The organism is Catellatospora sp. NPDC049133, assembly GCF_040648455.1.
Lineage (GTDB): Bacteria > Actinomycetota > Actinomycetes > Mycobacteriales > Micromonosporaceae > Catellatospora > Catellatospora aurea.
In genome coordinates this window covers 116,683-128,888 of the sequence record NZ_JBEZDT010000018.1, presented here as the reverse complement: position 1 = coordinate 128,888, position 12,206 = coordinate 116,683, and the positions used below count along the sequence as shown (strand labels likewise).

At 72.0% G+C, this 12,206-nt stretch carries 13 protein-coding genes; 7 read left to right on the top strand and 6 right to left on the bottom strand.

The window, feature by feature from the left end; genetic code table 11:
* Positions 1-30: 30 nt before the first annotated feature.
* Positions 31-1,362 carry a GAF domain-containing protein gene (locus AB0B35_RS21600; RefSeq protein ID WP_361048226.1) on the top strand — a complete coding sequence of 444 codons (1,332 nt, stop codon included), beginning with the start codon at positions 31-33 and terminating at the stop codon, positions 1,360-1,362.
* Positions 1,363-1,405: 43 nt separating this feature from the next.
* Here AB0B35_RS21600 and AB0B35_RS21595 read toward each other — a convergent pair whose 3' ends face one another.
* Positions 1,406-2,836, bottom strand: a complete 1,431-nt coding sequence (locus AB0B35_RS21595; protein ID WP_361048223.1) for a glycerophosphodiester phosphodiesterase family protein — start codon at positions 2,834-2,836, stop codon at positions 1,406-1,408.
* Positions 2,837-3,057: 221 nt separating this feature from the next.
* Between AB0B35_RS21595 and AB0B35_RS21590 the strand changes: the two genes are divergently transcribed.
* On the top strand, positions 3,058-3,564 hold the full coding sequence (locus AB0B35_RS21590) for a DinB family protein (RefSeq protein ID WP_360535213.1): 507 nt from the start codon (positions 3,058-3,060) through the stop codon (positions 3,562-3,564).
* Positions 3,565-3,676: 112 nt separating this feature from the next.
* Positions 3,677-4,285 (top strand): hypothetical protein, encoded by a 609-nt coding sequence (locus tag AB0B35_RS21585; RefSeq protein WP_361048220.1) that lies wholly within the window; start codon positions 3,677-3,679, stop codon positions 4,283-4,285.
* Positions 4,286-4,358: 73 nt separating this feature from the next.
* Here the strand turns inward: AB0B35_RS21585 and AB0B35_RS21580 are convergent, their stop codons facing one another.
* Positions 4,359-5,609, bottom strand: coding sequence for a hypothetical protein (locus AB0B35_RS21580; protein ID WP_360535210.1), 1,251 nt, complete (start codon positions 5,607-5,609; stop codon positions 4,359-4,361).
* 293 nt (positions 5,610-5,902) lie between these two features.
* Here AB0B35_RS21580 and AB0B35_RS21575 point away from each other — a divergent pair, with 293 nt between their 5' ends.
* Positions 5,903-6,463: a TetR-like C-terminal domain-containing protein gene (locus AB0B35_RS21575; RefSeq protein ID WP_361048218.1), complete on the top strand. Its 561-nt coding sequence runs from the start codon at positions 5,903-5,905 to the stop codon at positions 6,461-6,463.
* A 10-nt stretch (positions 6,464-6,473) separates the two neighbouring features.
* On the top strand, positions 6,474-7,121 hold the full coding sequence (locus tag AB0B35_RS21570) for a hypothetical protein (protein WP_361048215.1): 648 nt from the start codon (positions 6,474-6,476) through the stop codon (positions 7,119-7,121).
* A 66-nt stretch (positions 7,122-7,187) separates the two neighbouring features.
* On the opposite strand, the gene AB0B35_RS21565 is transcribed toward AB0B35_RS21570, so the two are convergent.
* Positions 7,188-7,445, bottom strand: a complete 258-nt coding sequence (locus AB0B35_RS21565) for a VOC family protein (protein WP_361048212.1) — start codon at positions 7,443-7,445, stop codon at positions 7,188-7,190.
* Between the two features lie 86 nt (positions 7,446-7,531).
* Here AB0B35_RS21565 and AB0B35_RS21560 point away from each other — a divergent pair, with 86 nt between their 5' ends.
* Positions 7,532-7,897, top strand: a complete 366-nt coding sequence (locus AB0B35_RS21560; RefSeq protein ID WP_361048210.1) for a VOC family protein — start codon at positions 7,532-7,534, stop codon at positions 7,895-7,897.
* Positions 7,898-7,913: 16 nt separating this feature from the next.
* On the opposite strand, the gene AB0B35_RS21555 is transcribed toward AB0B35_RS21560, so the two are convergent.
* The 3 genes from AB0B35_RS21555 to AB0B35_RS21545 form a co-directional block, all read right to left on the bottom strand.
* Positions 7,914-8,915 carry a hypothetical protein gene (locus AB0B35_RS21555; RefSeq protein ID WP_361048207.1) on the bottom strand — a complete coding sequence of 334 codons (1,002 nt, stop codon included), beginning with the start codon at positions 8,913-8,915 and terminating at the stop codon, positions 7,914-7,916.
* Positions 8,912-9,847: a transporter substrate-binding domain-containing protein gene (locus tag AB0B35_RS21550; RefSeq protein WP_361048205.1), complete on the bottom strand. Its 936-nt coding sequence runs from the start codon at positions 9,845-9,847 to the stop codon at positions 8,912-8,914. Before AB0B35_RS21550 ends, AB0B35_RS21555 begins: the two co-directional genes overlap by 4 nt.
* Positions 9,848-9,996: 149 nt before the next feature.
* On the bottom strand, positions 9,997-11,136 hold the full coding sequence (locus AB0B35_RS21545) for a geranylgeranyl reductase family protein (protein WP_361048202.1): 1,140 nt from the start codon (positions 11,134-11,136) through the stop codon (positions 9,997-9,999).
* Between the two features lie 217 nt (positions 11,137-11,353).
* Here AB0B35_RS21545 and AB0B35_RS21540 point away from each other — a divergent pair, with 217 nt between their 5' ends.
* Positions 11,354-12,199: a slipin family protein gene (locus tag AB0B35_RS21540; protein WP_360535196.1), complete on the top strand. Its 846-nt coding sequence runs from the start codon at positions 11,354-11,356 to the stop codon at positions 12,197-12,199.
* Positions 12,200-12,206: the final 7 nt, after the last annotated feature.

Genomic DNA, 12,206 nt, shown 5'->3' with positions numbered 1-12,206 from the left:
ATGGCCGGTGGTGAGCCGTTCGCGGTGAATATGATCGGATCGAGAGACCTGGCAGAGGGCAGCCTCGGCTCGGCGGTTCGGTATACGCACGCGGGCAGACTGGAACTCGACCTCGCCTTGCAACGGCTGATCGAGCGGGCTCGTGCGCTCGGCGCGGGCGAGGAGCGCATCCGCGCGCTGCTGCGGGCGAACCTGGAGATGGCCCACGGGGTGGACCTGGCCCAGGTGCTGCACCGGCTCGTGGTGACCGCACGGCACCTGGTGCGCGCCAGGTATGCGGCGCTCGGCGTGGTCGAGGACGGCCGCATCACCGAGTTCGTCTTCGACGGCATGGACGCGGCGACCGCCGACCGCATGGGGCACCTGCCTGAGGGGCGTGGACTGCTCGGGCTGCTGCTGGCCGAACCGCGTCCGGTCCGGGTGGCCGAGATCTCGGGTCATCCGTGTTCGGTGGGCTTCCCGGAGCACCATCCGCCGATGAAGTCGTTCCTCGGGGTGCCGGTCCTGGCCTCGGGCGGCCGCCTGCTGGGCAACTTCTACCTGACCGAGAAGGTGGGGGCGGCCGAGTTCAGCGCCGCCGACGAGGAACTGATCACCGACTTCGCCCGGATCGCCGCGGCCGCGATCGGCAACGCCGGCATCTTCACCGAGGCCTGCCGCCGCCACGCCTGGCAGGAGGCCATGATCACGATCACCGAGCGGGTGCTCGGCGGGGTGGGCGTCGACGCGCTGATGGCCGAGCTCATCAGCCAGGCGGAGAAGGCCGACCGGGCGGACGGGGCCTGCGTCGCGCTGGTCTCGCCCGACGGCCTCAAGGTGACCGCGGTGCAGGCGATGGGCACGCTGAAACAGCTCATCGACGCCCCCGACGCGCTGCTGTCGGTGTGCACCCTGGCCAGGTGCGAGCGCCGGGTGCTGGTCGTCGAACCGGGTGCCGATCCGCGCCTGCGGGACCTGCTCGGCACCGCTCACCCCTCGCAGATCATGATCGCGCCACTGACCGGGCAGGAGGCCGCGCTCGGGGCGATCCTGCTGTCGAAGAAGCCCGGCGAGTCGTGCTTCGACGCCGTCGACGTCGAGATGGCCTCGGTATTCGGGGGCCAGGCGAGCCTGGCGCTCGAACTCGCCGGGGCGGCTGCCCTGAACACCGACAGCGAGATCACCGATCGGCACCTGGCGTTCGCCGAAGACCTGCGCGAGCGCTTCCTCAACCGGATGTCGCGCATCAGCTTCTCGCTGCGCTCGGTGGTCGACCACAGCATGGACATCGAGCTGCGCGAAGAGGCCGGATACAAACTCGCCGAGATGGAGGCGCTGATCGACCACCTGAGGTCGATGACGTTTCTGCGCACCGACCGCTGAGCGGGGCTCGCCTGCCGGCTTCGCCAGGCGAGCCCCGACCGGGTCAGCCTGCCGAGATCCACCCGGCCAGTTCCGCCGGGCGGTTGGTGATGATGCCGTCCACGCCGAGCTGGTCCAGCGAGCGCCACTGGGCAGCGGAGTCGATGGTCCAGGCCATCACCGCCACGCCGGCCTGGTGCAGGTCGGCGACCAGGGCCGGGCGGGCCAGCAGCGCCGAGCCCGCCGGGTTGTACGCGGTCAGGTGCAGCTGTGCGGCCAGGGCGACCGGGTCGGCGTCCAGCGTGCTGCGCAGCAGGCCGATGGGCAGTTCCGGGGCCAGCTCGTGGCTGTACTGCAGCGACGCCACGTCGAAGCTCTGGATGAACACGCGGCCGGTCATCTGCTGTTCGCGGATCACCTGCACGATCTTCGCGACCTGGTCGCGGGTGTGCGCACCCTTGATCTCCAGCAGCAGGTTGCCGCCGCGGGTGCGCAGGTCGGCCAGCTGTTCGGCCAGCGTCGGCATCCGCACGCCCGTGTAGTGCGGCGCGAACCAGGAACCGGCGTCAAGAGCCTTGAGCTGAGCGGACGTCATGCCGCGGATCGCGCCGGTCCCGTCGGTGGTCCGGTCGACGGTGCTGTCGTGCAGGATGAACGGCACCCCGTCGGACGACGGCTGCACGTCGTTCTCGATCCAGTCAGCGCCCGCCCGCCGGGCGATCTCCTGGGCCACCAGCGTGTTCTCCGGGGCGGCCGACGACGCGCCGCGGTGGGCGATGACGGCGACCGGGGCGCCGGGCCCGCGCAGGTAGGCGTTGGCCGGGGCCAGCTCGGTCACCCGTACGTCGTCGAACGACACCGTGGCGCCGTTGACGAACAGCGCCTGCCCGCCGCCGGTCGAGCGCTGCAGGCTCGTGGTCCGCAGCACCTCGACCCCGTCGAACAGCCAGCGGGCCTGGCTGCCGTGCACTTCCGCGGCGATGCGCACGTCCCGGCCGGTCCCCGCCGCGTACGGGGCGGCGGCGGTGTTCGTGACGTTCCACGCGCCGGCCGCGGTGCGCTGTGCGAACTCGACGCCGTTGCTCGCGGTCGTGCCGCTGCGCATCGTCGCGATCCACCACGGCGTCGCGCCGTCGGCGGGCACGTCCAGGCCGAGCGCGGCCCAGCGGGTGCTCGCCGTGACGGATTCGAACCGGGCCGTGGCCTCGAACCGGAAGTGGGCGAGGTTCCGCCCAAAAGTGATCTTGTTGTTGGCGGACGAGCTGGTAGCCGTGCCGTGGAGGCGGCCGTTCTGCACGGTCCACGTGCCGTCCACGGCCCGCCATCCGGCGGGCAGCGTGCCGGAGGAGAAGTCCGCCGACACGACGACGTCGCCGGGTGCGGCGACGGCCGGCGAGGTCGCGGCGGCCAGTGCGGTGCCGCACAGGGCGAGGGCGGCCAGCGCCGCCGTGGTCCGGCTACGCCACGAGGGGGTACGCAGTGAGGTGGTGGCCATGCCCCGGACCGTACGAAAACGGGCGCAACGCGCCACGAAGACGCGGTGTCCACCCCGCTAACGGTGGCTGTCCGTCGTGGACCGGGTGGCCGGCAAGATCGCTGTTTGCGGCCATGATCTGTGTTCTGACCACGCCTACTGACCCGAAACGGCGATCTTGCCGGCCGCGTGAACCCGCACGGCCTGGTACAAAGGTGGCTTCCGACGGAAGGATCTTCGTGATGGCCACCGAGCGCCCCGATGTGCCGCTGATCGCCGGTGAGCGGGAGATGCTGCGGCAGTTCCTCGACTACCACCGGGCCACGCTGGCCTGGAAGTGCGACGGGCTGACCGACGAGCAGCTGCGTGAGCGGTCCATGCCGCCGTCGACGCTGAGCCTGCTCGGCCTGGTCCGGCACATGTGCGAGGTCGAGCGCACCTGGTTCCGCAAGGTCATCGCCGGGGAGGACATCACGCTGGTCTGGTCGCCGGACAACGACTACCAGGTGGCGTACGACCCGACCGGCGCGACCCGGGCGGACGCGTTCGCCGCGTGGCAGGCCGAGGTCGAGCATGCGCGGCGCATCGAACGCGAGGCCGAGTCGCTGGACGTGGTCGCCCACAACCCCCGCTGGGGACAGGACGTCTCGCTGCGGTTCGTGATGCTGCACCTGATCCACGAGTACGCCCGCCACAACGGCCACGCCGACTTCCTCCGTGAGGGCGTCGACGGCGTCACCGGCGCCTGACCCGCGTTTGCTCCACCTGCGACGAGCGGCCGAATCGTGACCCGACGGGGCCACGCGCGGCCGGGCGGATCGCGCACACTGTGCGACGCCGTCGTCATCGGAGGGAAGAAGCATGGTCAGCAATGAGGTCCGGCCGCGTACCGTCACCGTGGCGAGCGCCGCGCTGGCGGCGTTCGTCGCCGTCGGCGTGGCCGACGTGGTCGTGTCGCTGGTCTCGCTGGTCCGGTTCGCCGACGCGGCTGACGCGTTCCTGTCCTCGGCGCGCGCCGCGCAGGTGGCCGACCCGGCGGACGTCGTCGACGTCGTGCGGGAGTCGCTGTGGTTCGACCTCGGGGTCGCGGCCCTGGCAGTGGTGGCCTTCGCGGTCCTGGCGGTCGCGATCCGGCGGCCGTGGCAGGCCGGGCGGGTCCTGACGTGGGTCGCGGCCGTGCCGTTCGTCGTCGTGCTCGTCTGCGGCATCGCGGTGGGCCTGGAGTACGCGCCGCCGTCGGACGTCAGCATGCCGGTGTACACCCTGGCGGACCTGGGGCTGCTGCCGGGCTGGCATTCGACGGCCCGCAGTGTGCTGACCACGCTGGAGGTGGTGCTGCTGGCCGTGGCCTGCTTCCAGCTGACGCGGGAGGACTCGACGGACTTCTACCGCAACCAGATCCTCGGCTCGAACCTGGGCCAGGTGGCCGCCGAGCAGCAGCGTCGGCGGGAGTCCGAGCCGGCCGGCTGAGCCGCTGCCCGTCCCGGCAACGCGGACGCGGCCCGTGCCAGGTGGCGCGGGCCGCGTCGCTCTAAGCCGGGTGTTACGGGGCCAGGGCGATCAGCGAGGTCTTGTCGTTGATGTCGCCGCCGACGTACAGGTGGTCGCTCTTGACGAACAGCCGGCAGGTGCCCAGGTTCTGGCCGGAGTCGTTGTCGCAGAGCACGGCACGGCCCGCGCCGGGCACGCGCAGCGAGCTGACCCCGTCGTTGCCGACCGGGGCGAGGTCCGCGGCCGTGTAGATGCCGGGCCCGAAGGTGGCAGTGGCGCCCTTGAAGTCGCGGTCGGCGTACACGTTCAGCAGGCTGCCCGAGGCCGGGCCGGCCTGCACGACGAGGGTGGAGATGCCGTCGTTGAGCGCGCTGCCGCCCAGGTTGGTCTCGCCGGCGCCGAACATCCGGCACAGGCCGAGGTCGCCCTGCCCGCTCGGGCCGGTGCTGTCGTTGCGGCAGCCGACCACGCGCCAGCCGTCGCCGACGCGCAGCGAGCTGATCTTGTCGTTGCCGACCGTGGCCAGTTCGTTGGCGAGCCCGGTGTACACGCCCGGGTTGAAGGACTGGCGCAGGCCGCCCAGGTCGGCGTCGGCGGCGGCGATCAGCGGGGGTGTGCCCACGGCGATCAGGGAGATCTTCGTCTCCATGTCGCCGCCGACGGTGGCGTGCTCGCCGCCGCGGAACAGCCGGCACTTGCCGAGGTCGAGGGTGGCGGTGCCAGGCTTGGCGTCGTTGTCGCAGGCGACGACGCGGTATCCGTCGGTGACCTTCAGCGACTTGACCGAGTCGGCCAGCGTGGACAGGTTGCCGGCGACCTGGCCGAAGCCGCCCGAGCCCAGCGGCAGCGAGGTGCCGGTGAACTTGGTGTTCTGGAACGCGGTGACGGCGGTGCCCTTGACCGGCTTGCCCATGACGGCCAGCAGCGAGATCTTGTCGTTGAGGCCGTCGCCGACGAACTGGTGCAGCCCGGCGTCGAAGTAGCGGCAGGCACCCAGCGAGCCCTTGTTCACGTTGCCCTCGGACCCGCCGTTGTCGCAGGCCAGGGCCCGATATCCGGAGGCGACGTAGAGCGAGGTGATGGCGTCGTTGCCGACGACGCCGAGTTCCTTCTTGGCGGCGTCGAACACGCCCGTCCCGTAGGACTGCTTGGCGCCGGTGAAGTTGCGGTCGGCGTACGCGACGAGCGGCGCGGAGCCGACGCCGGGGATCACCGCCGCCTGCGCGGGCGTGGCGCTCAGCAGCGACGGCAGAAGAGCGGTGGCCACCGCCGCGCCTGCCGCCAGGGACCTTCGAAACGACATGCCAGCCTCCGAACCCGAATCGACCGAGCCGACTCGTAGACCATGGACATTGCTGCTGGAGGCGTAGCGGCAGGCACAGGTGTCAGGGGGAGCCGTCGCCGGCACACCTGGAGCGCATCCCCGCCACGCGCTCGATCAGGTATGCCCTTTGTATCGGATTTAGTCCTTAATGTCCATAATTGCCCGCTTATCCGCCGTGCCTGACCGCTCCGCGCAGCATCGCTTGACGCCATCTGGCTAATGGTAGTAGCTTTAAAGCTACGAAGGCTAGCATCGTGGAAGGAGGTGGCAACATGCCCAGGGCCGGACTGTCCACTCAGGCCGTCGTCCAGGCGGCCGTCGAGGTCATCGACGAGCACGGGGTCGCCGCGCTGACCCTCGCCGCCGTCGCGGCGCGCTGCGGTGTCGCCGCTCCCTCGCTCTACAAACACGTCGGCGGTCTCGCCGAACTGAAGACCCAGGTCGGCGTGCGCGTGCTCAACGAACTCGGAGACCGGTTCGCCGCCGCGGCGATGGGCCGCAGCGGCGCGGACGCGATCATCGCGCTGATGCACGCCTACCGCGCGTACGTGGTGGCCCACCCCGCCCGCTACGCCGCGATGCCTGTCGACCCGCTGCACCACCCCGAACTCGCCTCGGCCGGCATCCGCCAGCTCGAAGTCATCCAGGCCGCGCTGCGGCCGTGGCGGCTCGACCCGGCCGAGCAGGTCCACACCATCCGCAAGCTGCGCGTCATCGCGCACGGCTTCGCCTCGCTGGAGTCCGCCGGCGGCTTCGGCCTGCCCGAAGACCTCGAAGAGACCTACCAGCAGCTCATCGCCACCTTCCTCGGCTCCCTGCCGGCCCACCCCTGAGGAGAAGACAGTGTCCGCACCCCTCACCCGGATCCGCCTGGCCGCCGCCGCGCTGGCCGTGGCCGGAATCCTGTTCGCGCTGTATCCGGGCCTGCGCCCGTGGCGGGACGAGACCACCCTGCGGGGCGCGCAGGAAGCCATGTCCTCGCCCTGGTGGGTCGCCACCCACCTGTTCGCGATGATCGGGTTCATCCTCGTGCCGCTCGCCCTGCTGGCGGTGCGCCGCGTCGTCGACGGCACCCGCGCCGAGCCGCTCGCGCTCACCGCCGCGGTCACCGCCTGGATCGGCGTCGGCCTGACCCTGCCGTTCTACGGCGCGGAGGACTTCGCCCTGCACGTGCTGGCCGCCGAGAGCACCGGCGGCGCCCCGCTCGACCTGCTCGGCCTGGCCGAAGGCGTGCGCTACCTGCCCGCAGCGGTGACCACCTTCGGCATCGGACTGATCCTGCTCGCCGTCGGCGCGGTCCTCGCCGCCGTCGCGATCGCCCGCTCCGGCGTCCTGCCGCGCCTGTCCGGCGTCCTCTTCGCCGTGGGCTTCGCGACGTTCCTGCCGCAGTTCTTCACCCCGGCCGCCGTCCGCGTGGGCCACGGCGTGCTCGTCGCCGCCGGCTGCCTCTGGCTCGCGTACGCCCTCTGGCGCACCCCCACCCGCTCTTGAGAGGAAAGGAAGGGCACCTTCACAACGCTCCGCGTTGTAGCAGGTGCCCTTCCCATCACCGCAGGCTCAGGACCTGCCGTCGTACGCGTCGCGCAGGCCCTGGATGTCGATCTTCGTCATGCCGAGCGTGGCGTGCATGACCCGGCTCGCCTTCTGCGGATCGGGATCGCCCATCAGCTCGGCCAGCACCTTCGGCACGATCCGCCAGGACACGCCGTAGCGGTCCTTGAGCCGGCCGCACTGGCCCTCCTCACCGCCCTCGGACAGCCGCGCCCACATCTCGTCGAACGACGATGGGGAGCGGTACGTCCGCTCCCCATCCAACGCCCGTCGCCGGACATCCGCCCGCGGCCGGCCGTGCGCTCCGTATTTCACGGAATCGGTCGGACCCGTGCGACATGATGGTCGCCGTGATCGGACGCTGGCACGGCCTCATCATCGACTGCCCGGACCCGAGCGCGCTGGCCGGGTTCTACCAGGAGCTGCTCGGCATGGAGCGGGTGTACGAGGAGGGCGACTGGGTCGTCATCGGCGACGCGCCCGACCGGCCGGGCGTGGCGTTCCAGCGGATCGCCGACTTCACTCCGCCGCGCTGGCCCGACCCGGCCCACCCCCAGCAGATGCACGTCGACGTGCGCGTCGACGACATCGAGCAGGCCGAGCCGCAGGTGCTCGCGCTGGGCGCGACCCCGCTGCCCGGCGGCGGCAAGACCTTCCGGGTGTATGCGGACCCGATCGGCCACCCGTTCTGCCTCGTCTGGCAGGTGGCGGGCTGACCGCACCGCGGCCCGCTCAGGTCGGGATGCGGCAGACCGCGCTGACCGGGGCCATCGGGCGCACCCGGCGTCCCAGCGCGCCGAGCAGCGAGTCCTCGACGTGGAACTCGCGCACCCACAACCGGTAGCGCACCAGCTCCTCCGCCGTCGGGCAGAGCACCCGCGCCGCGATGTCGTCGTTGTCGATGTACCGCACACCCCCGCGCTCCTGCAGGATCACCGTGTTGACGTCATCGGTGCTGATCACGTGGCCGCGCACCTCCTCGGGCACCCCGGCCGGGGTGGCCACGGTGGTGACCGTCATCGGCAGCACCGGCGTCATCACCACGGGCACGGCCGCGATCAGCAGCACCACCGCGATGCCGGGCTGCGCCAGCGCCGCCGCCGGCAGCACCAGCCACCGGGGCAGCGGCCCGCTCACCCCCAGCGCCAGCAGCGGCGGCACGACCAGCAGCGCCATCGCGAACAACTCCCCGGTCCGCCACGCCTGCAGCACCGTCGGCGCGACCAGCCAGCCGTATCCGGCCAGCGCCACCGCCACGGTCGCCGCCCACCGCCAGCGCGGCCAGGCCAGGGCGGCCAGCTCCCGCTGGAACACCGCCACGGCGGCGACCACCAGCAGCGGCAGGTAGATGATCTGCCAGGTGGTCAGCGCGATCGCGAACAGCCCCGCCAGGAACCACGGCGGGGCGATCGCGTACCACCGCGCGAACAGCGGCCGCCGCCGCGGCCAGCCCTCCGTGCTCACGGCCAGCACCGAGCCCAGCGCGAACACCGCGACCAGCCCCGTGGTCACCAGCCGGGTGGCCGTGGTGAACAGCGCCGCCAGGAGGTTGACCGGCCCGACGTTGGCGACCAGCAGCAGCGTCGTCTGCAGCTCCCCGCCGGCCTCGATCCACAGCCGCATCACCGAGAAGACGGCGGGCACACCGACGGCCACCGTCCAGAAGCCCTGTCCGGCGCGCCACGCGGAACGCTTGCGGAGCGGCGGCGGCCCCGGCTCGCCGGACCCGGTCATGGCTTGCGGGCCTTCTCGTCGTAGTCCACCAGGTCGGGGGCGTCGATGGGCGGCTGGGTGGTGTCGTCGCCGAGCCACGGCCCCAGCGTGCGCCGGTACGCCGCCAGCCACGGGCTGGTGCCCGTCGACCGGCCCGCGTCGTAGCTCTTGCGCAGGAAGAACGCCACCAGGTCGCGCAGCTCCGGGTCCTGCTTGGACACCCCGACGCCGAGCCGCTCGTTCGCGCCGATCGGCACGTCGACGATGAACAGGTCCTTCGGGTGCTCGGACAGGTATCCGGCGAGGATCGTCTCGTCGGTGGAGTAGGCGTGCGACTTGCCCGACATCAGCCGCTCCAGGCACTCGCGGTTGGTCGCCGCCGGGTACACCTTCAGCCCCCGGTCGGTGAACTGGCGCTCGCCGGTGGAGCCGCCCACCACGCAGGTCTCCCGTCCCGGCTGGGCCAGGTCGTTGAGGTTGCGGATCTTGTCGCGGTCCGCGGTGCGGATCAGCAGCTCCTGCTTGGTGGCGAAGTACGGCCCGGCGAAGTCGATCTCCTTCTCCCGGTCCGGGGTCATCGAATAGCTGGCCACCACCAGGTGCACCTGGCCCGACACGAGCGCGTTCTCGCGGTCCTCGGTCTGCAGCGGCACCCACTCGATGCGGCTGTCGCCCTGGAAGCCCAGCGATTCGGCCAGGTAGCGCGCGATCTCGATGTCGAAGCCCTCGAAGCGCCCGTTCACGATCTTTCCCATGAGCGGCTGGTCCTCGGCCACGCCGATCTTGATCCTCGGCTGGCCGTACACATCGGTCTTCCGGAACAGGTCGTCCACGGTCGTCGGCGCGTTGTCCTTGGGCCCGCAGGCCGCAGCGCCCGCCAACAGCATCGTCAGCGTCACCGCGGTCGCGGTCAGCAGCGGCCGCAACCGCGGCCGAGCAGGGGTCTCAGTCATCGGCGGTCCTCACGTAGTTGGACGGCGCCGGTCCAATGTAGTCTTCCGCCTCCATACCGTGACCCCCGCCAATACAACGTTTGGATGAAGCACCCCACCTGGCGCCTCTGCACGCCGCTCGGCGGTTCGTCCCGCAGCGACGGGGCGGGTCAGGGGCGATGGACGGCGGCGGTGGCCACTGCCGCGAGCAGGCGGGGGGTGAGGAGGCCGTCGCCGAGGCCGAGGCCGACGAAGCCGTCGAAGACGCGCTGGTCGCGGGCGGCGGCGCGCATCCCGGCGTCGACCACCCACGGTCGTGCGGTCAGTCGGGCGACCAGGCTGGTATGCCGCAGGTGGCGGGCCAGCCGGCGGCGCAGCGAGACCGTGTAGGCGCGGCCCGCGGACGTTCCGCCCGGCGAGACGGCGGCCTGCCCGGCCAGCGCGCCGGACAGCACTGCGTAGAAGATGCCCTCGCCGGTGAACGGGTTGATCAGCGACAGCGCGTCCCCGGCCAGCAGCAGCCGCCCGTGCCCGGACGGGGGCCGCCAGGTGGACAGCGGCAGGTGATGCGCCCGCGCGTCGGACAACCCGGCCGGGCCGGTGTCACCGAGCAGGTCGTGCATCCGTTCCAGCAGATGCGTCCGGCTGAGCGGGCCGCTCGACGCCAGCTCGCCGTAGCCGACGTTGCGCCGCCCGTCGCCGATCGGGAACGACCAGGCGTAGGCGGGCCACCGCTGCCCGGTCATCACGATGCGCTGCTCCGGCCGCGGCGCGGGGTCGGGGGCGTAGGCGCGGATGGCGACGGCCAGCCGGTCCGGCGGGTTGCGGGGCAGGCCCAGGGCGCGCCGCACGGTGGAGTTCGCGCCGTCCGCCCCGATCACGACCCGTGCGGCCAGACCGCCGCCGAGTTCGACGCCGTCCGGGCGCACCGTGACGCCGCGTACCGTGTGCTGCCGGAACGTGGCTCCGGCCCGCACCGCCGCGGCGACCAGGCGGGCATCGAAAACCGCGCGCGGGATGACGTACGCGGGCTCGGGCAGCTCCCGCGCCGCCTGCGCGCCGCCGGGCCCGGTCAGGCCCAGCGAGCGGATCGGCGGGTAGCCGTCGGTCAGCCCGGTGACCCCGAGCCCGGCCAGCACAGCGAGGCCCTGCTGGGCGATGCCGTCGCCGCAGGCCTTGTCACGGGGGAACACGTCGCGGTCCAGCAGCAGCACCTTCGCCCCGGCCCGCGCGGCGGCGAGCGCGGCGGCCGACCCGGCCGGCCCGGCCCCGACGATCGCGACGTCGTACACGCCTCCAGCATCGGCCATGGCCGCGCACGCCGCCATGGGAGCTCGAAAATCCGTTGCCGGGCAACGGGGTCCGTGATGAAGTGATCTCGCCCCGGCGGGCTCATAGCGGGTGTCTGCCAGACAAAGTGCACTGGAATCGTCATTCCATGCTGACAGGCCTCTTTCGCCTGATACCCGTCCTAGCCATCGGACCCGCTCCGGGGCGACCCTCTTCCCTTCACCATGAGGAATCGCCATGGGCGCCACCACCGAGATCATCATCAAGAACACCCACCGCGGCCTGCGGTACGAGGACGGCCGGCTGACCGGCGTGCTGGAGGCCGGCCGCTACGAGCTGCCCGCCGCGAGCGGCCGGTTCGGCAAGCGCGGCCCGGTCGTCGAGGTGACCCTGGTGGACATGCGCGAGCGCGAGCTGACCCTGAAGGGCCAGGAGATCCTGACCTCGGACAAGGTCGCGCTGCGGGTGAGCATCCTGACCCACTTCAAGGTGGTCGACCCGGTCGCCGCCGTCGAGCGGGTGGACAGCTACACCGACCGCGTGTACAGCGACGTGCAGCTGGCGGCCCGCCGGTCGCTGGCGTCGATGACGCTGGAGGACATCCTCACCAACCGCAACCAGCTGTCCGAGGACATCCTGCGCGACGTGCAGGGCGCCGCCGCCGGGTACGGCGTGGAGATCCTGCGCGCCGACGTGAAGGACCTCGTGTTCCCCGGCAACCTGCAGGAGGTCATGAACCGGGTGCTGGCCGCGCAGCGGCTCGCCGAGGCGCAGCTGGTCGACGCGCGCACCAAGGCGGAGAAGGATGTGCTGGAGGCGCGGGCCCGCGCGGAGGCCGACCAGGTCACCGCCGCCGGCAAGCGCGAGGCGACCCGGCTGGCCGCCGAGGCCGACGCCGCCGCCCAGCGCATCCGGGTCGAGGCGGAGGTCGACGCGCTGCGCCGGCTCGCCGAGGCCGCGGCCGTGTACGCCGAGCACCCGGCGCTGCTGCGGCTGCGTGAGCTGGAGACGATGACCGCGCTCGGCGGCAACGCCGAGGCCCGCCTGTACATCGGCTTCGACAAGCACAGCACCCCGAACTGAGACCGAT

Coding starts and splice junctions, on each gene's coding strand:
- AB0B35_RS21600 (WP_361048226.1), top strand. CDS start 31: ATGATCGGATCGAGAGACCTGGCAGAGGGCAGCCTCGGCTCGGCGGTT.
- AB0B35_RS21595 (WP_361048223.1), bottom strand. CDS start 2,836: ATGGCCACCACCTCACTGCGTACCCCCTCGTGGCGTAGCCGGACCACG.
- AB0B35_RS21590 (WP_360535213.1), top strand. CDS start 3,058: ATGGCCACCGAGCGCCCCGATGTGCCGCTGATCGCCGGTGAGCGGGAG.
- AB0B35_RS21585 (WP_361048220.1), top strand. CDS start 3,677: ATGGTCAGCAATGAGGTCCGGCCGCGTACCGTCACCGTGGCGAGCGCC.
- AB0B35_RS21580 (WP_360535210.1), bottom strand. CDS start 5,609: ATGTCGTTTCGAAGGTCCCTGGCGGCAGGCGCGGCGGTGGCCACCGCT.
- AB0B35_RS21575 (WP_361048218.1), top strand. CDS start 5,903: ATGCCCAGGGCCGGACTGTCCACTCAGGCCGTCGTCCAGGCGGCCGTC.
- AB0B35_RS21555 (WP_361048207.1), bottom strand. CDS start 8,915: ATGACCGGGTCCGGCGAGCCGGGGCCGCCGCCGCTCCGCAAGCGTTCC.
- AB0B35_RS21550 (WP_361048205.1), bottom strand. CDS start 9,847: ATGACTGAGACCCCTGCTCGGCCGCGGTTGCGGCCGCTGCTGACCGCG.
- AB0B35_RS21545 (WP_361048202.1), bottom strand. CDS start 11,136: ATGGCCGATGCTGGAGGCGTGTACGACGTCGCGATCGTCGGGGCCGGG.
- AB0B35_RS21540 (WP_360535196.1), top strand. CDS start 11,354: ATGGGCGCCACCACCGAGATCATCATCAAGAACACCCACCGCGGCCTG.